Source organism: Amycolatopsis sp. PSD-21 (assembly GCF_055561455.1).
In genome coordinates this window covers 7,594,872-7,616,161 of sequence record NZ_CM145712.1, presented here as the reverse complement: position 1 = coordinate 7,616,161, position 21,290 = coordinate 7,594,872, and the positions used below count along the sequence as shown (strand labels likewise).

Annotated in this window: 24 protein-coding genes; 20 read left to right on the top strand and 4 right to left on the bottom strand. The window is 68.3% G+C overall.

Features of this window, described 5'->3' with window-relative positions:
* Nucleotides 1–85: 85 nt before the first annotated feature.
* Nucleotides 86–1,522 (bottom strand): glycan biosynthesis hexose transferase WsfD, encoded by a 1,437-nt coding sequence (gene wsfD, locus ACZ1DY_RS35770; RefSeq protein ID WP_465482317.1) that lies wholly within the window; start codon nt 1,520–1,522, stop codon nt 86–88.
* 76 nt (nt 1,523–1,598) lie between these two features.
* Complete coding sequence (locus ACZ1DY_RS35765) at nt 1,599–2,369, bottom strand: alpha/beta fold hydrolase (protein ID WP_465482316.1); 771 nt, start codon at nt 2,367–2,369, stop codon at nt 1,599–1,601.
* Between the two features lie 59 nt (nt 2,370–2,428).
* Here ACZ1DY_RS35765 and ACZ1DY_RS35760 point away from each other — a divergent pair, with 59 nt between their 5' ends.
* The 18 genes from ACZ1DY_RS35760 (at nt 2,429) to ACZ1DY_RS35675 (ending at nt 18,475) form a co-directional block, all read left to right on the top strand.
* On the top strand, nt 2,429–2,776 hold the full coding sequence (locus tag ACZ1DY_RS35760) for a MerR family transcriptional regulator (RefSeq protein ID WP_126732644.1): 348 nt from the start codon (nt 2,429–2,431) through the stop codon (nt 2,774–2,776).
* Nucleotides 2,777–2,783: 7 nt separating this feature from the next.
* Complete coding sequence (locus tag ACZ1DY_RS35755; RefSeq protein WP_126732645.1) at nt 2,784–3,332, top strand: HD domain-containing protein; 549 nt, start codon at nt 2,784–2,786, stop codon at nt 3,330–3,332.
* 84 nt (nt 3,333–3,416) lie between these two features.
* A complete protein-coding gene (gene prmC, locus ACZ1DY_RS35750) occupies nt 3,417–4,283 on the top strand; it encodes a peptide chain release factor N(5)-glutamine methyltransferase (RefSeq protein ID WP_034308966.1) in 867 nt (288 codons plus the stop codon).
* 128 nt (nt 4,284–4,411) lie between these two features.
* Nucleotides 4,412–6,397 (top strand): M6 family metalloprotease domain-containing protein, encoded by a 1,986-nt coding sequence (locus tag ACZ1DY_RS35745; RefSeq protein ID WP_465482315.1) that lies wholly within the window; start codon nt 4,412–4,414, stop codon nt 6,395–6,397.
* Between the two features lie 84 nt (nt 6,398–6,481).
* Nucleotides 6,482–7,132, top strand: coding sequence for an L-threonylcarbamoyladenylate synthase (locus ACZ1DY_RS35740; protein WP_192743229.1), 651 nt, complete (start codon nt 6,482–6,484; stop codon nt 7,130–7,132).
* Nucleotides 7,133–7,321: 189 nt separating this feature from the next.
* Complete coding sequence (locus ACZ1DY_RS35735) at nt 7,322–8,473, top strand: glycosyltransferase family 4 protein (protein WP_465482314.1); 1,152 nt, start codon at nt 7,322–7,324, stop codon at nt 8,471–8,473.
* A gap of 57 nt (nt 8,474–8,530) precedes the next feature.
* Nucleotides 8,531–8,986 carry a hypothetical protein gene (locus ACZ1DY_RS35730; RefSeq protein WP_257484585.1) on the top strand — a complete coding sequence of 152 codons (456 nt, stop codon included), beginning with the start codon at nt 8,531–8,533 and terminating at the stop codon, nt 8,984–8,986.
* 379 nt (nt 8,987–9,365) lie between these two features.
* Nucleotides 9,366–10,163: a F0F1 ATP synthase subunit A gene (gene atpB / locus ACZ1DY_RS35725; RefSeq protein WP_257484586.1), complete on the top strand. Its 798-nt coding sequence runs from the start codon at nt 9,366–9,368 to the stop codon at nt 10,161–10,163.
* Nucleotides 10,164–10,224: 61 nt separating this feature from the next.
* Nucleotides 10,225–10,482: an ATP synthase subunit c family protein gene (locus ACZ1DY_RS35720; protein ID WP_016336856.1), complete on the top strand. Its 258-nt coding sequence runs from the start codon at nt 10,225–10,227 to the stop codon at nt 10,480–10,482.
* 34 nt (nt 10,483–10,516) lie between these two features.
* A complete protein-coding gene (locus tag ACZ1DY_RS35715) occupies nt 10,517–11,083 on the top strand; it encodes a F0F1 ATP synthase subunit B (protein ID WP_257484587.1) in 567 nt (188 codons plus the stop codon).
* Between the two features lie 6 nt (nt 11,084–11,089).
* The gene (locus ACZ1DY_RS35710) at nt 11,090–11,911 is read left to right on the top strand and encodes a F0F1 ATP synthase subunit delta (protein WP_126732653.1); all 822 of its coding nucleotides are present in this window, start codon (nt 11,090–11,092) and stop codon (nt 11,909–11,911) included.
* Between the two features lie 53 nt (nt 11,912–11,964).
* Nucleotides 11,965–13,602, top strand: coding sequence for a F0F1 ATP synthase subunit alpha (gene atpA / locus ACZ1DY_RS35705; protein ID WP_257484589.1), 1,638 nt, complete (start codon nt 11,965–11,967; stop codon nt 13,600–13,602).
* Nucleotides 13,603–13,613: 11 nt separating this feature from the next.
* The gene (locus ACZ1DY_RS35700) at nt 13,614–14,552 is read left to right on the top strand and encodes a F0F1 ATP synthase subunit gamma (RefSeq protein ID WP_257484590.1); all 939 of its coding nucleotides are present in this window, start codon (nt 13,614–13,616) and stop codon (nt 14,550–14,552) included.
* Nucleotides 14,552–15,976, top strand: a complete 1,425-nt coding sequence (gene atpD / locus ACZ1DY_RS35695; RefSeq protein ID WP_007028325.1) for a F0F1 ATP synthase subunit beta — start codon at nt 14,552–14,554, stop codon at nt 15,974–15,976. The genes ACZ1DY_RS35700 and atpD overlap by 1 nt, the downstream gene beginning before the upstream one ends.
* Nucleotides 15,977–16,090: 114 nt before the next feature.
* On the top strand, nt 16,091–16,456 hold the full coding sequence (locus ACZ1DY_RS35690; RefSeq protein ID WP_044852809.1) for a F0F1 ATP synthase subunit epsilon: 366 nt from the start codon (nt 16,091–16,093) through the stop codon (nt 16,454–16,456).
* 25 nt (nt 16,457–16,481) lie between these two features.
* Nucleotides 16,482–16,916 (top strand): DUF2550 domain-containing protein, encoded by a 435-nt coding sequence (locus ACZ1DY_RS35685; RefSeq protein WP_126732655.1) that lies wholly within the window; start codon nt 16,482–16,484, stop codon nt 16,914–16,916.
* A gap of 75 nt (nt 16,917–16,991) precedes the next feature.
* Nucleotides 16,992–18,227: a 3-phosphoshikimate 1-carboxyvinyltransferase gene (aroA, locus tag ACZ1DY_RS35680; RefSeq protein WP_465482313.1), complete on the top strand. Its 1,236-nt coding sequence runs from the start codon at nt 16,992–16,994 to the stop codon at nt 18,225–18,227.
* Between the two features lie 89 nt (nt 18,228–18,316).
* Nucleotides 18,317–18,475 (top strand): hypothetical protein, encoded by a 159-nt coding sequence (locus tag ACZ1DY_RS35675; protein ID WP_257484592.1) that lies wholly within the window; start codon nt 18,317–18,319, stop codon nt 18,473–18,475.
* 44 nt (nt 18,476–18,519) lie between these two features.
* Here ACZ1DY_RS35675 and ACZ1DY_RS35670 read toward each other — a convergent pair whose 3' ends face one another.
* A complete protein-coding gene (locus ACZ1DY_RS35670; RefSeq protein WP_257484593.1) occupies nt 18,520–19,092 on the bottom strand; it encodes a cob(I)yrinic acid a,c-diamide adenosyltransferase in 573 nt (190 codons plus the stop codon).
* Nucleotides 19,093–19,153: 61 nt separating this feature from the next.
* Here ACZ1DY_RS35670 and murA point away from each other — a divergent pair, with 61 nt between their 5' ends.
* Entirely contained in the window at nt 19,154–20,428 is a 1,275-nt protein-coding gene (gene murA, locus ACZ1DY_RS35665) for a UDP-N-acetylglucosamine 1-carboxyvinyltransferase (RefSeq protein ID WP_034308927.1), read from the top strand.
* 63 nt (nt 20,429–20,491) lie between these two features.
* On the opposite strand, the gene ACZ1DY_RS35660 is transcribed toward murA, so the two are convergent.
* Nucleotides 20,492–20,926 (bottom strand): hypothetical protein, encoded by a 435-nt coding sequence (locus ACZ1DY_RS35660; RefSeq protein WP_465482312.1) that lies wholly within the window; start codon nt 20,924–20,926, stop codon nt 20,492–20,494.
* 86 nt (nt 20,927–21,012) lie between these two features.
* Here ACZ1DY_RS35660 and ACZ1DY_RS35655 point away from each other — a divergent pair, with 86 nt between their 5' ends.
* A complete protein-coding gene (locus ACZ1DY_RS35655) occupies nt 21,013–21,279 on the top strand; it encodes a hypothetical protein (protein ID WP_465482311.1) in 267 nt (88 codons plus the stop codon).
* Nucleotides 21,280–21,290: the final 11 nt, after the last annotated feature.

Below are 21,290 nucleotides of genomic sequence, written 5' to 3'. Positions count from 1 at the left end.
GCCCGACCAGGCCTGACCGGGGTGCCGATGCCGGTGAGCGGGACACGACCGGCTACCCGCCCGCGATTGTCCGGATAACGCCGATTCAGGAAGCCGCGGTCGCCGGTTCCTTGGTTTCGGACTGCTTTTCGGGGTCCGATTCGTCGTTTCGACGCGGAAGGAACGAAAGCGCGGCGAAGGCGCCGGCGAGGAGGGTCGGGAAGATCGTCAGCTGCTGGTGCTTGATGTTCTCGATCCCTTCCGCGAGGCCGGCGACCAGGAACTGGCCCATCGCGAACAACAGGAACGTGAGCACCACCAGACCCACGTCGCGCCGCCCGACGCGCTTGCGGAAGGCGCGGAGCCCCGCCCAGCCGATGAGCAGCCAGATCGGCAGCAAGGCGAACAGTCCCAGCGGCGCGATCCAGCCGGTGATCCCGGACAGGACGGGGACCCGGTACTCCTTGGCCAGCGGCGGCTGGCCGGCGTGCTCGCCGAAGCTGCCGAGGTTCGGCACGCGGGCCGTCAGCGTCTCCTGCGCGGAGCGGTGCAGCATCTGGACCACGCGGACCGGGTGCTCGAGGTAGTACTGGGCGATGTTGCGGCGGCTGATCTTGTCCCGGTACTTCGGGTAGTCGGGGGACGACCACGCCCCGTTGGCGCTCCACCAGCCCGTGCCGACGTACGCCGCGAACTCCGGCGGGAGCCCCAGCGCGGCGAGGTCGCCGGCGGTGTCGTGTTTCCCGTCCACGATCCCGTTGAACACGACGTGGTAGGTGTTGATCTCGCGGTATTCCGCGTTCGCCGGGTCGCCCGTGCTCTGCATCAGCGCGGTGCCCGTGCCGACGACGGCCAGCACGGCCAGCGGCAGGGCCCACCGGGCGAGGCCGCGGCTGCCCTCCGGCCGGACGAACAGCATCGCGAGCGCGAACAGCGGGATCAGCAGCAGCGTCTGCGACTTCGCGTTGATCCCGATCATCGCGCCGAGCACGGTGACGGCGGCGCCGGCGTAGCGCCACGGCCCGGTGCGGTGCATGAGCAGGAGCCCGCCGGCGAGCAGGAGCATCCCGAGGAAGGCGGCGCCCTCGCTCAGCACCGAGGCGAAGTAACCGAAGAAGGCCGAGTCCGCCACGACCAGCAGCAGCGCGACCGTGGCGATGACGCTGTTCCGGACCGAGAGGCGCAGGCCGGTCACGACCGCGGCGATCCCGCCCGCGACCAGCAGGCAGCCCAGTACGCCCAGTACCAGCAGGTTCAGTATCGCCGACGAGCCGAGCCACTGCCCGATCTCACTGGCGAGCTTGTCGATCCAGGTCTGGCTGGAGATGTACGCGCTGTCGCAGGCCGGGGCGGGGCCGTACGAGAAGCGGACGAAGTATTCGGAGGGCCGGTCGAGCTCGCGGGCGCCGAGCCGGCACAGGATGCGCCAGCCGTCGCCGTTGTCCGCCATGCCGATGGGGCGCGGAACAAGGAAACGGACGAGCAGCACGCCCAGCGCGGCTGAAAACACGCCGAAGGGCAGCCCGATCTCCCGATACCTCATCCGGGCCACCATAGAATATCGGCCGAAGTGATCGACTCGGCACCCTCTGTGTGCTAGGGCGACGCCTGGTGGACCTCTAGATCCTCACGGCGAGGAACTTCTGGATCACACCGAGCCATTCGTCGCGGGCCTCGGCGCTGATACCGTGCCCGGCCTCGATCTCGACCAGTTCGGCGCCGGGGATCCCGGCCGCGAGTTCGCGGGAGTGGACGGGCGGGGCGAGGCCGTCCAGTGTCGTGGCGACGACGAGGGTGGGGACCGAGATCCCGGCCAGTTCGGCGCGGGTGTCGACGTTCGCGACGAGGCCCACGTGTTCGGGGCTGCCCTCCGGGATGAATCCGGCGAGCCCGTCGATGGCGGCTTCGAGCTCCGAGGGCGTCAGCGCGTTCAGGTGCTTCTCGCCGGTGGCGGCGAAAGTGAGGAACTTCGCCAGCAGCTTCCGGTCGCCGCCCAGCAGTTCGCGCCAGATGTCGACGGCCAGCAGCAGCCGGTTGTCCGGTTTCGTGAACCCGGCGGTCAGGATGAGTCCGGTGACCCGCCCGGGGTGCCGGGTCGCGGCGCGGACGGCGACTCCGGTGCCGAGCGAGTAGCCCAGGATCGCGAAGCGTTCGAGGCCCGCGTCGACGGCGATGGAGACCAGTTCGTCGGCGACGGCGTCGAGGTCCAATGGCTCGGTGCTGCGCGGCGTGGCCCCGGAGCCGGGGTAGTCGGGGCCGACGACGGTGTGGGTGCGGGCGAGGTCGTCGAGGATGCTCCCGAAGTTGCCCTCGACGCTGCCGCCACCGCCGTGGGCGAGCAGCAGGCCGGGACCGGAACCGCGGACGACGTGCGCGAAATGATTCGTCATGCCGGCGACGTTAGGTACTGACATCGATGTGAAGGTCAAACTCGGATGACGGGGGTCACATGCTGATCGGTGAGCTGTCCCGGCGGACCGGCGTGAGCCAGCGGTTGCTTCGCTATTACGAGGAGCAGGGGCTGCTGGTCTCGCGGCGCGACTCCAACTGCTACCGCAGCTTCGGCGAGGACGCGGTCACCACGGTGCGGCAGATCCGCGCCCTCCTGGCGGCCGGGCTGAGCACGCAGGTCATCGCCAAAATGCTTCCGTGTGCCACGGGTGAACTGCCCGAGCTGGACATGTGCCCGACCGTGGTGGCGGAGATCCGGCGCGAACTGGCCGAAATGGACGACCGCATCGACACCCTCCGGCAGCGGCGCGGGACACTGGCCGGATATCTCACCGCCGACGCGTAGGAGAATTGTGGAAGCCCTGGCCAGATTCGGGTTCGAACTGGGTGTGCTCAAGCGGATCCGGCGGGCCGGGTGGTGGCAGGCGGGGGTCCGCGATCCCGAATCGGTCGCCGAGCACACCATGCGGGTGGCGCAGCTGGCCGGTCTGCTCGCGGCCGAGGGCGGCGCCGATCCGGCGAAGGCGGCGTATCTCGCGCTCTGGCACGACACGCAGGAGACGCGGACCGGCGACCTTCCGCACACGATCAAGGGTTTCGTCGAGAAACCGGATCCGCGCGCGATCACCGCCGCGCAGACGTCGTCGCTTCCCGATGCGGCGCGTGACTCGGTGCGCGACGCCGTCGACGAGTACGAGTCCGCCGAAAGCCCGGAGGCGCTCTACGCGCGCGACGCGGACAAGCTCGAGATGTTGCTTCAGGCCGTCGAGTACCGCGATGTCGGTGTACGGAACGTGGACGAGTGGATCGCTTCGGCGACGAAGAGCCTTCAGACCGACCTTGCGCGGCGTGTGGCCGAAGCGGCGCTGACGTTGTCGTCGCTCTCGTGGCGGGTGAGGTGAAAGGAATCGATACCCTGGGCCCGCGTGTATCGACCCCGGCACGCGTGCCTCGTGTGTCAGGCTTGACTCTGTGAAGGAACACCAGTGAACCGGCAGCCGTTGCGCCTCGCCATCATGGAAGCGACCCGCATCCTCACCGAGGCCGGTGTGGCGTCACCGCGTTCGGACGCGGAACTGATCGCCTCCCATGTCCTCGGCGTCGAACGCGGCCGCCTGCCGATGGTGCCGCTGGTGGACCCGCCCGTCATCGACGCGATCGGCCAGCTCGTGAACCAGCGGGCCAAGCGGATCCCGCTGCAATACCTCACCGGCTGGGCCGCGCTCGGCGACATCACGGTCAACGTCGGCGCCGGGGTGTTCGTCCCGCGGCCGGAGACCGAACTGCTCCTGGAATGGGGCCTCAAACTGCTGCACGGGCGCGAGTACCCGGTCGTGGTCGACCTGTGCACGGGATCGGGCGCGCTCGCGCTGGCCGTGCAGCACGCGCGGCCGGACGCCGTCGTCTACGCGGTCGACATCGACGCGCAGGCGCTCGCGTGGGCCCGGCACAACGCGGACGTGCACGCCGACGCGGGGGACACCCCCATCCGCCTGTACTCCGGCGATGTCGCGGACAGCACGATGTTCGCCGAACTCGACGGGCTCGTCGATCTCGTCCTGTGCAACCCGCCGTACGTCCCCGAAGGCACGCCGGTGCCGACGGAGGTCGCCGAGCACGACCCGCCGCGGGCGGTGTTCGCGGAGGAGAGCGGGCTGGCGGTGATCCGGCACGCGATCGCCGCGGCCGCGCGCCTGCTGCGGCCCACCGGCGGCATGGCGATCGAGCACGACGACACGCACGGTTCCGCCGTCCCGGCGCTCGTGCGGGCGCGACGGGTGCTGACCGACGTCCAGGGACACCTCGACCTCGCCGGACGGCCACGTTTCGTCACCGCCCTGCGCGTTTCCTGACTCCTTCCATCCGAAACGCCGGGATAGTTAGCGAGACTCACGACTTCCGGCGGTGCCCAGGACGAAGCCCGCCTCCTAACGTCGATCACGGCCGCCTCTTCGGCGGTCCGACTGGGAGGTGTACCCCGATGCGATCGTCTCTCCGACGAACCCCGCTCAGAACACTCGCCGTCCTCGCCACCGTCGCGCTGCTGCCGGGTCTGGTCGCCCAGCCCGCGTCCGCCGCGGTGCCGGTGCACGGCTGGCCCGCCCCGATCGACGGGTCGACCTGGGAGAACCAGGACCACATGACGTGGGACGACTACCGCAAACCGCCCGGCACGAACTGGGCCGACCCCGCGCTGAAGCCGACGAAACGGACGTTCAAGGGCGCCGTGGTGCTCGCGGACTATCCGGATCAGGAGTTCGCGGTCACGCAACCGGCGCATTCGACGGTGTTCGGCAACCCCGGTCCCGCCGCGAGCGACATCCCGCGAGCGAACGTCGCGAAGTTCTACCAGGACTTCCTGAACAAGCCGCAGGCGATCAACCGCGGCCACACCATCAACGAGTACTGGATGGAGGACTCCGGCGGCCGGATGGGCGTCGACCTGACCGCGTTCGGGCCGTACCGCCTGCCCGGCAAGTCCTTCGAATACGGCATGGAGTTCCAGCCCGACGCCTGCCCGCCGGACGCGAACTGCAAACGCGACCTGCGTGCCGACGCGGGCGCGGCCTGGCGGGCGGACGTGGGTGACGTCGCCAAGCAGTTCGACTTCGTCTTCTATCTTTCCGCTGGTCAGGACGAGAGCGCGACCTGGCAGGAATTCGGCGTGATGAAATTCGGCGAACCGGGGAACGTGCCCGACGAATTCGGCCCCGGTGTCGCCGGAATGCCGAACGCCGCGTCCACCCGGTACGTTCCATGGACGTCGTGGAAATCGGCGGCGAGTATCTGGCCGAACGCGGTCCCCGGTTCCTCGACCCAGGCCGAAAGCTCGGGTCAGGCGGTTTACGCGCACGAATTGAGCCATATCCTCGGCATCGGTGACAATTACAACAACCCGTTCGGCACTCCGCCGTCCAGGACCTACACCGGTCCGTGGGAGATGATGTCGCGCGGCAGCTTCAACGGTCCCGGCGGACCGCACACGCGCTGGCAGATCCCGGCGATCCAGGGTGGCTCGATGGGGTCGCACCACATGCTGCGCACCAAGATGAAGCTCGACATCATCGACCAGGAAGACGTTCTCAAACTCGACCGGAACTCGCTCGCCACGACCGGCCCGGTCTCGGCGAGGATCACGGCGCGTTCGGTCCTTCCCGGACAGGGCGCCTACAGCGGCATGAACATCGCGCTGACCGGCGGGGACCTTTCGCCGAAATGCGACCGGTCCAAGGATCCGTTCTGCGACGGCGGCGGATACCACAATTACACAGTCGAGGTCGTCGACCGGATGGGCAGCGATTCCTTCGCTCCCGATTCCGGCGTCATCATCGCGAAGACGAAGAACCAGGACAACGCGCCGTTCGAATGGATCGTCGACGCGAATCCGGCCGACATCGGCATGACCGACTACAAGAAGCCGGACGGCACCCCGGTGCCGATCACGATCGGCGACTACCGCCAGCTCAACGACGCGGCGTTCAAGGCGGGCACCGGTTCCGCGAGCAAGTACGAGTACACCGACGAGGCGAACAGGCTGAAGTTCCTCGTCTCGGACGTCGAGCGCGACCGCAAGGGCGTGCTGTCCTACGTCGTCACGGTGGCTTCGCTCGACGGCGCGGGCTCGCGGGCCAGGGGCGTTTCGCTGTGGCCGTCGGCCCCGGCGTTCGCCAAGCAGGGCCTCGCGAGCTGCTCGTTCCCGGTGCTCAACACCGGTGACGGTAAGGGCGCCGTGGCGCCGTACGACACCGACACCTACCGCCTGAGCGCGTCCACCAACGCGAAGGGCTGGGAGGTGCGGCTGCCGAACGAGCTGTCCACCGTCCCGTTCGGCAAGCGGTCTTCGGCGACGGCGCACGCCAAACGGGCCGCGGGCGGTGACCACGTCGCGCATATCAAGCTGACCGCGACGTCGATCGCGGATCCGGCGAAGACGGCGACGTCGTTCTGTACCGCGTTCGCGTTCTGATCCAGCCCACCTCGTGAGTGGCAAGGACGGTTAGAACCGTCCTTGCCACTCACGAGGAAAGGGACAGGGCTACCCTCAGGGGCCATGAGCGCGGTGTACGACTGCAGCAAGCATGAATCCCGGGCCGACGGGCTCGCCGCGGCGGCGAGCGCCGTGCGTTCGAGCCGTCTCGTCGTCCTCCCGACCGACACGGTCTACGGCATCGGCGCGGACGCCTTCGACAGCGGCGCCGTCCAGTCCCTGCTCCGCGCGAAGAACCGCGGCCCGGACATGCCGGTCGGCGTCCTGGTCGGCTCCTGGTCCACAGTGGACGGACTCGTGCTCGGCACGCCGCCGCAGGCCCGCGCGCTCATGGAGGCGTTCTGGCCTGGCGACCTTTCCATCGTCCTGCCGCACGCGCCGAGCCTGCAGTGGGATCTGGGGCAGTCACGCGGAACGGTGATGCTGCGGATGCCGCTGCACCCGGTCGCGCTGGAACTGCTGCGGGACGTCGGCCCGATGGCGGTCTCCAGCGCCAACGTCTCCGGGCAGCCGCCGGCTTCCACCGCGCAGGAGGCCGTCGACCAGCTCGGCGACAGCGTCGCGGTGTACCTCGACGGCGGATCCACCGGGGAACCCGTCCCGTCCACGATGGTCGACCTCACCGGCGACGACCCGGTCATCCTGCGGGAGGGCGCGGTCAGCCGGGCCGCCGTCGCGGAGGTGCTGGGCGTGCCCGCGGAGTCGCTCGCCTAGCCGTCACGCGTGATCGGACGGACGTCACGTGTGATCAGGCGGACGACACACGTGATCGGACGGACGGCTCGCGTGATCGGACGGACGACACGCGAAGCGGGGCCTGGTGACAGCAGGACCGTTGGCCGCCGTATCCCCCTGACGCGGTAGCGTGTTCGAGTGACTTGGACCTCGGTGGCGTAACGCATCATGCCTCCTACGCAAGGCCTCCCGATCCGGGAATACCTCCTCGTCGCCCTCACCGCGGCGGCCGTGACCTTCCTGCTCACCGGCGTCGTGCGCCGGGTCGCGATCCGGATCGGCGCGATCGCCAACCCGCGGGCCCGCGACGTCCACGTCACCCCGATCCCGCGGATGGGCGGAATCGGCATCTTCCTCGGTGTCGCCGCCGCGATGGGGCTCGCGCACCAGCTGCCCGCGCTGAGCCGCGGTTTCGACTTCTCCTTCGACTCGCTGGGCGTCCTGCTCGCCGCGGGCGTGATCTCCCTGATCGGCGCCCTCGACGACCGGTTCGAGCTGGACGCCTGGACGAAACTGGCGGGCCAGGTCATGTGCGCCGGGATCCTGGTGATCTTCGGTGTGCAGTGGGTGTCGTTCTGGGTGCCGTGGGGCGGCGGTGGCGAATCCTTCGGCCAGGTCCTGGTGCTGGACAAGAACCAGGGCGCGCTGCTGACCGTCGTGCTGGTGGTCGTCATGGTCAACGCGATGAACTTCGTCGACGGCCTCGACGGGCTCGCCGGCGGTCTGGGTTTCATCGCCGCCGCGGCGACGTGCTCCTTCTCCCTCGGCCTGCTCGACTCCTCCGGTGGCGACGTCGGCGCGTACCCGCCCGCCCTCATCGCCGCCACGCTCGCCGGGGCCTGTCTGGGCTTCCTGCCGTACAACTTCCAGCCCGCGAAGATCTTCATGGGCGACTCGGGTTCGATGATGATCGGCCTCATGCTGGCGGGCGCGACGACGTCCGCATCGGGCCGCGTGCCGTACCCGCAGTTCAGCGGCAAGGACGCGCTCGCGCTGCTTTCGCCGCTCGTCGTCGTCGCCGCGGTGCTGTTCGTGCCGATGCTCGACCTGATCATGGCGGTCATCCGCCGCACCCGCCGCGGTGAGAGCCCGTTCGCCGCGGACAAGATGCACCTGCACCACCGCCTGCTGGAGATCGGTCATTCCCAGCGCCGCGCGGTACTGCTCATCTACTTGTGGGCGGGCCTGCTCGCGTTCGGCGCCGTTTCGGTCACGCTGTTCGACAGCGCCGCGGTCTTCTGGATCGTCGGATTCGGCTTCGTGCTGGCGACCCTGGTGTCGATCGTGCCGCGGCTGCGGTCCCGGAACCGGACCGCCTGAACCGCCCGCGACGGCGCGGGCCTACACTGGCGGGCTGAGACGACCAGGGAGTTTTCTGTGAGCGAGACCGAGAAGACCGTCGAGGCGGAGGAGAACCCCCACGCCAAGGTGGTCCTGCAGGCGGCCAACGCGATGACAAAGGCTTCCCTGAAGCTGGTGCCGCCCGCGGTGCTGGTCTGCATCGTGGTCTTCACCATCCTCAATGGACTCCCGGGCCTGCTCGGCTCGGTCATCGGTGGTGTGCTCGCCATCGTGTCCGCTCTCGCGACGCTGGGCCTGATGCGCTTCAGCGCGGGTATGGACCCGATGTTCGTGATGGTGATCGCTCTCGGTGGTTACGTGCTCAAGGTCGTCGTCCTGTTCGGCGCGCTGAGCCTCCTGCGAGGGGTGACCTCGATCCACCCGATGGCCTTGGGCGTCACCATGATCGTCGCGATCCTCGTGGCCGCCGCGGTGGAGTTCGCGGCCTTCCGCAAGACCAAGATCCCGACGATCATCCCCGCTTCCCGCTGATTCCGGGACCGAGGTCCTGACCTGGGGCGGGACCTAGGTCCTCGGCCGATCGGGGGCAATGTAGTACGCCTGTACGGCCTGTCGGAACCTGCTGATATGGTCCGCGTATGGGCGGCGGCCTCGGCTGCCGGCTCCTGATGACGAACCCCGAACAGCAGTGTGGCGGCGGCGTTGAATCGTCCCTCATTACCCGCTGGTAGGCGTCTGTCTCCCGGGAGCGCTGCATCGAGAATCCTCGTGTGCGGAACGTGAAACCGTGTTCAGCACATCGTGGGGTGGCCGCCTCCGACGGCCCGATACGTGTCGGGTACGTTAAGTCCAGATCGTGACGATTCCCCCGGCGGAGTGAACGCCGGCCGGGAGAACCGGAAGGAGCCCAGTGGGCGCGCTGGTACTAGCCGAGGGTGCGGAGTTCGCGCCGCCTGGTGTCAAAGACTTCAACCTGCCGCCGTTGTTCGGTTCCGGCTATTGGTTGAGCTTCACCAAGCCGATGCTGCTGGTGATCATCTCCCTGATCATCATCATCACCTACTTCATGGTGACGTCGCGCCGGCTGAAGGTCGTCCCCGGCAAGGGACAGTTCATCGCCGAGTCGATTTACAACTTCGGCCGCAACAACATCGCGCGTGAGCAGATCGGTTCGGCCGACTTCAAGCCGTTCATTCCGCTGATCCTGGGGTTGTTCAGCTTCATCCTGGTCAACAACCTCTTCGGGATCATCCCGTTCTTCCAGTTCCCGACGATGGCCCGGTTCGGCTTCCCCGTCGCTCTCGCGTTCCTCGTTGTTTACCCGGTGTACCACTACGTCGGCATCAAGCGCCACGGCTTCGGTCACTACATGAAGAAGGAACTGGCGCCGCCCGGCATCCCCGGATTCGTTCTGCCGCTGTACTCCACCATCGAGTTCGCGCAGAAGTTCTTCATCGCGCCGGCCACGCTGGCCATCCGGGTCTTCGCGGCGATGTTCGCCGGGCACCTCATCATCATGGTCTTCACGCTCGGCGGGAGCTTCCTGCTGACCGAAGGTGAAGGCATCGTGAAGGTCGCGTCGCCGGTGGCGTTCCTGTTCGCCATCGCGATGACGTTCCTGGAGGCATTCATCCAGGTCCTGCAGGCATACATTTTCGCACTGCTGTCCGCAGGGTACATCGGCGCCGCGCTGGCGTCGGAGCACTGAGAAACACCAAAAGCCCCCGATCCGCGTGAGTCGCGCGGACCGAGTTTGAAGGGAAACGCACGTGAGCAACATCGTTCTTGCGCAGGCTGCCGAGGCCGCTTCCAACATCAACCCGGGTCTCGCCGCCATCGGCTACGGCCTCGGCGCGATCGGCCCCGGTATCGGTGTGGGTCTGATCTTCGCCGCGGTCATCAACGGCACCGCCCGTCAGCCGGAGGCGCAGGGCAAGCTGCAGAGCATCGCCTTCTCGACCTTCGTTCTGACCGAGGTGCTGGCGCTGATCGGTATCGTTATTTACTTCCTCGCCTCCGTCGGCTGAGTTTTTCCAGGCTCATCTCGCTTAAGGAGACGTTGTGCTGAAGACCGAATTGGTGTTGGCCGCCGGAGACGCGCCCAACCCGATCGTGCCGCACGTTCCCGAGCTCATCCTCGGGTTCATCGCCTTCCTTCTGCTGCTGTTCGTTCTGAAGAAGTACGTCGTTCCGCGTTTCGAGGCGACCTACGAAGAGCGGACCAAGCTGATCGAGGGTGGCATCGAGCGGGCCGAGAAGGCTCAGGCCGAAGCCGAAGAAAACCTTGCGCAGTACAAGGCGCAGCTGGCGGAAGCCCGTTCCGAGGCCGCGAAGATCCGCGACGACGCCCGGCTCGAAGCCGAGCAGATCAAGGCGGAACTGCGGGCCGAGGCGGAGTCCGAGTCCCAGCGCATCGTCGCCCAGGGCCAGGCTCAGCTGCAGGCCCAGAAGGCGCAGATCATCGCCGAACTGCGCGCCGAACTCGGCCGTAACTCCGTCGAGCTGGCCAGCCGCATCGTCGGCGAGTCGCTCGCGGACGACGCGCGCCGTCACGGCACCGTGGACCGGTTCCTGGCCGAATTGGAGACCGCCGGTACCAACGGTGCCGGTCTCGGAGCGGGGAAGTAGACCAGAATGACGCTGCATGCTGCGAGCCGTGAAGCGCTCGACCTCGCCGAGAATCGTCTCGGCGAGGTTCTGGCCGAAGCGGGTACCGACCCGGCGACGGTCGGCGACGAGCTGCTTTCGGTCGTCGCCCTGCTGGACCGGGAGATCGGCCTGCGCCGGGCCGTCGCCGACGGTTCGGCCACGCCCGAAGCCCGGATCGGCCTCGCCCGCGGGATCCTCGCGGGCAAGGTTTCCGAGCCGGCCCTGCAGGTGCTCGACTCCGTGGCCGGCAGCCGCTGGTCGAGCCCGCGCGAACTGACCGACGGGCTCGAGGCCCTCGGCCGCTCGGCGCTGCTCACCAGTGCGGAGAAGTCCGGGAACATCGACGCTGTCGAAGACCAGCTGTTCCGGGTCACTCGTATCGTTGCGGGTGCGCCGGAGCTCGAACAGGCCTTGTCCGACCTGACCGCTCCCGCCGAGGCGAAGCGGACCCTCGTCCGCACCCTGTTCGCCGACAAGGTGGACGTGGTCACCAAGACCCTCGTCGAGCAGGTCGTCCTGCGCGCCAAGGGCCGCGGGGTCGCCAACGCCCTCGAGCGGCTGGTCCAGCTGGCCGCGGAACGCCGTCAGCGCTCGGTCGCCCAGGTGACCAGCGCCAGCGCGCTGTCCGAAGAGCAGCACGCTCGGCTGAGCGAGAAGCTCAACGCCCTGTACGGGCGGCAGCTCGCGCTGCACGTCGAGGTCGACCCGTCACTCGGCGGCGGACTGGTGGTCCGCGTCGGCGACGAGGTCATCGACGGCAGCACCGCGGGGCGCATCGACGCCCTGCGTCGCCGGCTGGCCGGCTGACCCACAACAACGACTTTGCACACTGGCACGAACGAAGCGAGAGCGGGATTGAAATGGCGGAGCTGACGATCTCCTCGGATGAGATCCGTAGCGCGATCGAGAACTACGTCTCGAGTTACGCCCCGGACGTGAGCCGGGAAGAAGTTGGCGTCGTCATCGACGCCGGTGACGGTATCGCCCACGTCGAGGGCCTTCCCTCGGCGATGGCCAACGAACTGCTCGAGTTCCCCGGCGGGGTCCTCGGCGTGGCGCTGAACCTGGACGCGCGCTCCATCGGTGCCGCGATCCTCGGTGACTTCGAGACCGTCGTCGAAGGCCAGGAAGTCAAGCGGACCGGGCAGGTCCTTTCGGTTCCGGTCGGCGAGGGCTACCTCGGCCGCGTTGTGAACCCGCTGGGCGCCCCGATCGACGGCCTCGGCGAGATCGAGACCACCGACCGCCGCCCGCTGGAGGTCAAGGCCGCTTCGGTGGTCGAGCGCCAGCCGGTGTCGGAGCCGCTGCAGACCGGTATCACCGCGATCGACGCGATGACCCCGATCGGCCGTGGCCAGCGTCAGCTGATCATCGGTGACCGCAAGACCGGTAAGACGGCCGTCGCGGTGGACACGATCATCAACCAGAAGGCCAACTGGGAGTCCGGCGACCCGAAGAAGCAGGTTCGCTGCATCTACGTCGCGGTCGGCCAGAAGGGCTCCACGATCGCCGCGGTGAAGAAGTCCCTCGAGGACGCCGGCGCGATGGAGTACACCACCATCGTCGCGGCCCCCGCGTCGGACTCCGCCGGCTTCAAGTGGATCGCGCCGTACACCGGTTCGGCCATCGGCCAGCACTGGATGTACGAGGGCAAGCACGTCCTCATCGTGTTCGACGACCTGACCAAGCAGGCCGACGCCTACCGCGCGATCTCCCTGCTGCTGCGTCGCCCGCCGGGCCGTGAGGCCTTCCCCGGCGACGTCTTCTACTTGCACTCCCGTCTCCTCGAGCGTTGCGCGAAGCTCTCGGACGAGCTGGGCGCGGGCTCGCTGACCGGTCTCCCGATCATCGAGACCAAGGCGAACGACGTGTCGGCGTACATCCCGACCAACGTCATCTCGATCACCGACGGCCAGTGCTTCTTCCAGTCGGACCTGTTCAACGCCGGTCAGCGCCCGGCCATCGACGTGGGTATCTCGGTCTCCCGCGTGGGTGGTGCCGCGCAGGTCAAGGCGATGAAGTCGGTTTCGGGTTCGCTCCGTATCGACCTGTCGCAGTACCGCGAGCTGGAGGCCTTCGCGGCCTTCGCCTCGGACCTCGACGACGCGTCGAAGGCGCAGCTCGAGCGCGGTGCCCGCCTGTACGAGGTGCTCAAGCAGCCCCAGTACTCCCCGATCCCGGTCGAGGAGCAGGTCGTCACCGTGTACCTGGGCACCAACGGGCACTACGACTCGGTCCCGACCGAGGACGTGCGCCGCTTCAACCACGAGTTCATCGAGTCCGCGCGCCGCAAGCACGGCGAGCTCCTCAAGGACATCCGCGAGTCGGGCAAGTTCTCCGACGAGACCGCTGCCGGGCTGGTCGACGCGGTGAACGAGTTCAAGAAGGAGTTCACCACCGCCGAGGGCAAGAGCCTCGTCGAGGTCTCCGACGCGATGGACGCCGAGAAGGTCGGGCAGGAGACCGTCAAGGTCAACAAGCCCGCCCCGAAGAAGTGAGCTGATAGCTCATGGCCGCACAACTCCGAGAACTCCGGTCGCGTATCAAGGCGACCAAGTCCATCGGCAAGATCACCAAGGCGATGGAGCTCATCGCCACCGCGCGCATCACCAAGGCGCGGGCGAAGGTCGCGGCGTCCCGGCCCTACTCGGACGAGATCACGAACGTGCTCTCGGCCCTGGCCGGCGCCTCGGCCAACCTCGACCACCCGCTTCTGGTCGAGCGCCCCAACCCGAAGCGCGCGGCGGTCCTCGTGATCACCAGCGACAAGGGCCAGTGCGGTGGGTACAACTCCAACGTGCTGAAGGCGACCGAGGAGCTCCTCACGCTGCTGCGTGAGCAGGGCAAGGAGCCGGTGCTGTACGTAACCGGCAACAAGGGCCTGAGCTACTACCGGTTCCGCGGCCGCGAGGTGACCGAAAGCTGGACGGGCTTCTCCGACCAGCCCGGTTACGTCAACGCCGCCGAGGCCGGTGAGCTCATCGTCGAGTCGTTCCTGAACGGCGCCGACGACGAGGCGGGCAACGCCGACGGCATCCTGGGTGTCGACGAGATCCACGTCGTCTACACCGAGTTCGTCTCGATGCTCACCCAGCGTCCGACCGCCAAGCGCGTCGCGCCGCTCGAGGTCGAGTACGTCGAGGGCGAAGAAGAGAAGCCCGAAAGCCTGCTCCCGAGCTACGAGTTCGAGCCCAGCGCCGAGAAGCTGCTCGCCGCGCTGCTGCCGAAGTACATCAACACGCGGATCTTCGCGGCGATGCTCGAGTCGGCCGCGTCCGAACTCGCGGCCCGCCGCACCGCGATGAAGGCGGCGTCGGACAACGCGAACGAACTGGTGAACACGCTGACGCGGGAGGCGAACCAGGCCCGCCAGGCGCAGATCACCCAGGAGATCTCCGAAATCGTCGGTGGGGCGAACGCTCTCACCGCAGCAGGAAGTGATGACTGATGACCAGTACTGAAGCCCGTGCCAAGGGGCGCATCGTCTCGGTGACCGGCCCGGTCGTCGACGTCGAATTCCCGCGCGGTTCCGTCCCCGACCAGTTCAACGCGCTCAAGGTCGAAATCGAGTTCGAGCAGCTGCGCAAGACGGTGACGCTCGAGGTCGCCAGCCACCTCGGTGACAACCTCGTCCGCACCATTTCGCTCCAGCCGCAGGACGGCCTCGTCCGTGGCGCCGAGGTCACCGACACCGGCGGCCCCATCACGGTGCCGGTCGGCGACAAGGTCAAGGGCCACGTCTACAACGCGCTCGGCGAGTGCCTCGACGAGCCCGGCTACGGCGACGACCTCGAGCGCTGGGGCATCCACCGCAACCCGCCGTCCTTCGACCAGCTCGAGGGCAAGACGGAGATGCTGGAGACCGGCCTCAAGGTCGTCGACCTGCTGACCCCGTACGTGCAGGGTGGCAAGATCGGCCTGTTCGGCGGTGCCGGCGTCGGCAAGACGGTGCTCATCAAGGAGATGATCACCCGTGTCGCCCGGAACTTCGGTGGTACCTCGGTGTTCGCCGGTGTCGGTGAGCGCACCCGTGAGGGCAACGACCTCTTCCTGGAGATGTCCGAGGACGGCGTCATCAACGACACCGCCCTCGTCTTCGGTCAGATGGACGAGCCGCCGGGCACCCGTATGCGGGTCGCGCTGTCCGCGCTGACCATGGCGGAGTACTTCCGCGATGTGCAGAACCAGGACGTGCTGCTCTTCATCGACAACATCTTCCGGTTCACCCAGGCCGGTTCCGAGGTGTCGACCCTGCTGGGCCGCATGCCTTCGGCCGTGGGTTACCAGCCGACGCTGGCCGACGAGATGGGTCAGCTCCAGGAGCGGATCACCTCGACCCGTGGTCGGTCGATCACCTCGATGCAGGCGATCTACGTCCCCGCGGACGACTACACCGACCCGGCCCCGGCGACGACGTTCGCCCACCTGGACGCCACCACCGAGCTTTCGCGGTCGGTGTTCCAGAAGGGCATCTTCCCGGCGGTGGACCCGCTGGCGTCGACGTCGACCATTCTCGACCCGGCCATCGTCGGTGAGGACCACTACCGCGTGGCCTCCGAGGTCATCCGGATCCTGCAGAAGTACAAGGAGCTGCAGGACATCATCGCGATCCTCGGTATGGACGAGCTGTCGGAAGAGGACAAGCTGACCGTTCAGCGCGCGCGCCGCATCGAGCGGTTCCTGTCGCAGAACATGCTGGTCGCCGAGGCGTTCACGCAGATCCCGGGCTCGACCGTGCCGCTGTCGGAGACCATCGAGTCCTTCGACCGCATCACCAAGGGCGACTTCGACCACTACCCGGAGCAGGCGTTCCTGGGTATCGGTGGCCTCGAAGACCTCGAGAAGAAGTACAAGGAAATCACCAAGAAGTGATGTTCCGATGAGCGGCGGGATCAGTGTCTACTGTGGACGCTGGTCCCGTCGTTCGCATACCGGGAACTTCGACTATTACACTCGGTGCCAGCACCTGAGGTGAAGGGAAGCTACGTGGCTGAGATTTCTGTCGAGCTGGTAGCCGTCGAGCGCCGTCTCTGGTCGGGTACCGCCACGTTCGTGGTGGCGCAGACCACCGAGGGCGAGATCGGCATCATGGCCGGTCACGAGCCGGTTCTCGGCCAGCTCGTCGAGGGTGGCGTCGTGAAGGTGACGACCACGGACGGCGAGACCGTGACCGCCGCGGTGCACGGCGGGTTCCTGTCGGTCACCGCGACCGGCGTGAGCATCCTCGCCGAGAGCGCGGAGCTTTCGGACGAGATCGACGTCGACGCGGCCAAGAAGGCGCTGAGCGGCGAAGACGAGCAAGAGCGGGCTCGGGCGACCGCCCAGCTTCGCGCGGCCGGTCAGTCGGTCTGACCGGGCGACGGGCAGGGGCCGGGCCGTGGAAATCGCCGTGGGTGTTCTCGGGGCCCTGACCGTCCTGGCCGTCGTCGTGGCCTGGTATTCGTTGCGGTGGGTCCGGATGCGCCGCGGTGGTGGCGTGAGTGTCGCCCTGCGGTGGCGTCCGGACGAGGCGCGGTCCAGCTGGCATCTGGGGCTGGGCCGCTACGAGGGCGACGAGTTCGTCTGGTTCCGGGTGTGGAGCCTGCGGACCGGCCCGGACCGGGTCTTCCAGCGGGCGAGTATGGAGATCGCGGACCGGCGCGATCCCTCCGGCACGGAGGCGTACGCCGTCCCCGAAGGCTCGATCGTCCTGCGGTGTGAGTCCGCCACGCAGGAGGCGATCGAGATCGCGATGGGCCCCGGCGCCCTCACCGGCTTCCTCTCCTGGCTCGAATCGGCCCCGCCCGGGCGCCGCCTCCCGCGCGCTTCCTGAGTTACGCCTTCGATCACGCGAGTTACGCCTCTGATCACGCGAGTTCCGCGTTCGAGCACGCCGTATGCTCACGCCGTGACCACCGTCGACATCCCCGGTTCGAAGTCGATCACCGCCCGAGGCCTGTTCCTCGCGGCCGCTGCCCACGGGACGACCGTACTGGGCAGGCCGCTGCGTTCGGACGACTCCGAGGGCTTCGCCGAAGGCCTCCTCAAGCTCGGCTATCAGGTCTCCCGTGCTTCCGGCGAGTGGACGATCGAGGGCAGGCCCGAGGGCCCCGCCGTCGACAGCGCCGACGTCTTCTGCCGCGACGGCGCCACCACCGCCCGCTTCCTGCCCGCACTGGCCGCCGCCGGGCATGGCACCTTCCGTTTCGACGCCTCCGAGCAGATGCGTGCCCGCCCGCTGGGGCCGCTCACCGACGCGCTGCTGGAACTGGGCGTCGACCTCACCTTCGAAGGCGAGCCGGGGCACCATCCGCTGGTGGTGCGGGCCGACGGGATCAAGGGCGGGGAGCTGACGCTGGACGCGGGGCTCTCCTCGCAGTTCCTGACCGCGTTGCTGCTGGTCGGCCCGCTGACGGCCGAGGGGCTGCGGATCACCGTGACCGACCTCGTCTCGGTGCCCTACGTAGAGATCACCATCGCGATGATGCGGCGCTTCGGCGTCGAGGTCGTCCGGGAGGGTGACACGTTCGTCGTGCCGCCGACGCCGTACCGGGCTTGCCGCTACGAGATCGAGCCCGATGCCTCGACGTCCAGCTACTTCTTCGCGGCCGCCGCCCTGACCGGCAACTCGGTGACCGTGCCGGGCCTGGGCGAGGGCGCGCTGCAGGGCGACCTGGCCTTCGTAGACGTCCTGCGGCAGATGGGCGCGGACGTCGAGGTCGGCCCCGACGCGGTGACGGTGACCGGGACGGGCGGGCTGCGCGGCGTCACGGTGAACATGCGTGACATCTCCGACACCGTGCCGACACTCGCGGCCATCGCGCCGTTCGCGGACGGGCCGGTGCGGATCGAGGACGTCTACAACACGCGGATCAAGGAATGCGACCGGCTCGCGGCGTGCGAGGAGAACCTGCGCGCGATGGGGATCTCGGTCGAGACCGGGCGGGACTGGATCGAGATCCGGCCGGGTGTGCCGACGGGGGCACTGGTGAAGTGCCGGCGGGACCACCGGATCGCGATGGCGTTCAGTGTCACGGGGCTGCGGACGCCTGGGATCACGCTGGACGACCCGGGTTGCGTGAAGAAGACGTTCCCCGGCTTCCACGACGCGCTCGCCTCGCTCCGGGCTTCCTGGGGCGTTTAGTCCTCTGAATGCGCCGGCGGAAACATGGGATCATCACGAAGCGGCATTTCTACCGGCTTTCCGACGTGATGCACGTCTATTCTCGGTCTATGACTCAGAGCGAGGACACGAACCGCTGGAGCCACCTTCCCGAAGCCGTGTCCCTGGAGGACACGATCACGATGAAGGCGATCGACCCGGGCAAGGACGGCACGCCCGAAGTCGACCTCGAGCGCTATTGGGCAGCACAGGAGCAGGGCCGATTGTGAGCTGAAGGACGTTTTCCCCGCATCCGATGCGGGGGAAGCGTCCTTCAGTCCGCCCCGCCGGGCTGCCACAGGATGTCGCCGTCCGGATTCGCCAGCCGCGACAGGATGAACAGCAGATCCGAAAGCCGGTTCAGATATTTGATCGCCAGCTGGTTCGTCGTGGCCTGTTCGGCCTCGAACAGCGCCCAGCCGGACCGCTCCGCCCGCCGCGCGACCGTGCGGGCCTGGTGCAGGAAAGCCGCCCCCGGAGTGCCACCGGGGAGGATGAACGACGTCAGCTTCGGCACGCGCTCGTTGAACTCGTCGCACCAGCCTTCCAGCCGTTCGATGTACCGCTCGGTGATCCGCAGCGGTTCGTACGGCGGGTTCTCCACGATCGGCGCGCACAGATCCGCGCCGACGTCGAAGAGATCGTTCTGCACCGCGCGCAGGACCCGCGTGATCTCTTCGGACAGGCCACCCATCGCGAGCGCGAGCCCGATGACGGAGTTGGCTTCGTCGACGTCGGCGTACGCGCCCAGCCGCGGCGAGGTCTTCGGCACGCGGGAGCCGTCGCCGAGCGCCGTGGTGCCGTTGTCGCCGACCTTCGTGTACACGCGGTTGATGCGAACGACCATGAAGCCGACTCTACCGGCCCGGCGTAAGGCAAATCCGGGCGAGAGGGCATGATTGGCGCCCATGAGCGAGCACTTCGACGTGCACGGCGGAGCTCGGCTGGTCGGCGAGGTCGACGTGGTCGGGGCCAAGAACAGCGTCCTGAAACTGATGGCCGCGGCCCTGCTGGCCGAGGGTACGACGACCATCACGAACTGCCCCCAGATCCTGGACGTCCCGCTGATGGGCGACGTCCTGCGCAGTGTCGGCTGCGACGTCGTCATCGACGGCGACACCGCCAAGATCACCACGCCGGCCGAGCTGTCGCACCGGGCCGATTCGGCCGCGATGGGCAAGCTGCGCGCGTCGGTGTGCGTGCTGGGCCCGCTGGTCGGACGGCTCAAGCAGGCCGTCGTGGCGCTGCCGGGCGGTGACGCCATCGGGTCCCGTCCGCTGGACATGCACCAGAACGGCCTGCGGAAGCTGGGCGCCACCAGCACCATCGAGCACGGCTGCGTCGTGGCGAAGGCCGACGGGTTGCGCGGCGCGCAGATCTGGCTGGACTTCCCGAGCGTCGGCGCCACCGAGAACATCCTGATGGCCGCCGTGCTCGCCGAGGGCACCACGGTCATCGACAACGCCGCGCGCGAGCCCGAGATCGTCGACATCTGCACGATGCTGACCGAGATGGGCGCGAAGGTCGAAGGCGCGGGCACCTCGACCCTCACCGTCGAGGGCGTCGAGAAGCTCCACCCGACCGAGCACCGCGTGATCGGCGACCGGATCGTCGGCGCGACCTGGGCGTTCGCCGCCGCGATGACCAGGGGCGACCTGACCGTCCGCGGCGTCAACCCGCATTACCTCGACCTGGTCCTCGACAAGCTCCGCCTGGCGGGCGCCGAGGTCGAGACGTTCGACGGCGAGGGTTTCCGCATCGTCCAGAACGAGCGCCCGAAGGCCGTCGACTGGGTGACGCTGCCGTACCCCGGTTTCGCGACCGACCTGCAGCCGTTCGCGGTGGCACTGTCGGCGGTCTCCGAAGGCACGTCGATGATCACGGAGAACATCTACGAGGCCCGGTTCCGCTTCATCGAGGAGATGATGCGGCTTTCCGGCGACGCGCGCACCGACGGCCACCACGCCGTCGTGCGGGGCGTGGAGAGGCTTTCGAGCGCTCCGGTGTGGGCCGCGGACATCCGCGCCGGTGCCGGGCTGGTCCTGGCCGGGCTCTGCGCGGACGGCGTCACCGAGGTCTGGGACGTCTTCCACATCGACCGCGGTTACCCGCATTTCGTCGAGAACCTGAACCGGCTCGGTGCCAGGATCGAACGCGTGGCGGGCGAGCCGGACCGGGCTTGAGCGATCGCGCGTGAAGGCCCCCTTCCCTCGGCTCAGCCGAGGGAAGGGGGCCTTCACGCGCGATCAGGGCAGGGCTACGAACGGCGCGAGGAAGTCACGCGACGTCGGCGAGTCCAGCCGGTAGGTGACGTTGGTGGCGTAGCAGGGCCCGTCGCCGGTGATGGTCGTCGACACCAGGACGCGCTTGCCGCCGATGGTGGCGAAGTTCGGCCCGCCGGAGTCGCCGTAGCAGGCGCCGCCGTTGCCCTGGGGCGCCGTCATCGCCAGCCGCACCCACGTGTTGTTCAGCGCGTTGAAGGTGACCGGCGCCTTCATCCGGACTCCGCCGCCCGGATGGGTGTGCCCGCCCGGCCCGTTCACGGCTTCCTGCGTGCCGTAGCCGGCGACCACGAACGGCGTCGAGTTCAGCCCCTGCGGCCCGAGCGCGTCGAGCTGGCCGGCGCTCGGCAACGTTGCTGGGGTGAAGCTCCAGCGCGCGGCGATCTGCTTCGCGGGCACCTGGACGACGGCGATGTCGTGCGAGTCGGCCGAGTTGCCGGGGTAGCCGGGCTCCGTTGTGCGCGACCCCTTCGACGGCGACGGCCTTGGCGACCGCCACCGGGTCGCCGGGGTATTTCTTCGCCGCGGCGTCGAGACCCGCTTGCACGTCCTGGTCGAGCGAGACGAAGAACCGCACGTTCGCGGGCCAGTCGCTGGTGCAGTGCGCGGCGGTGAGGAAGGTGTCGGCGTCCACCATCGTGCCGGAGCACACCCAGTCGACCCGGTCGGGCGTGGCGGGGTCTCCGTCGTTGTCCCAGGTCGCGACGAGGGCGCCGACCTCGGTGCGCTCCGGTGCCGGGGTGGCGTTGTAGGAGTTGATCGC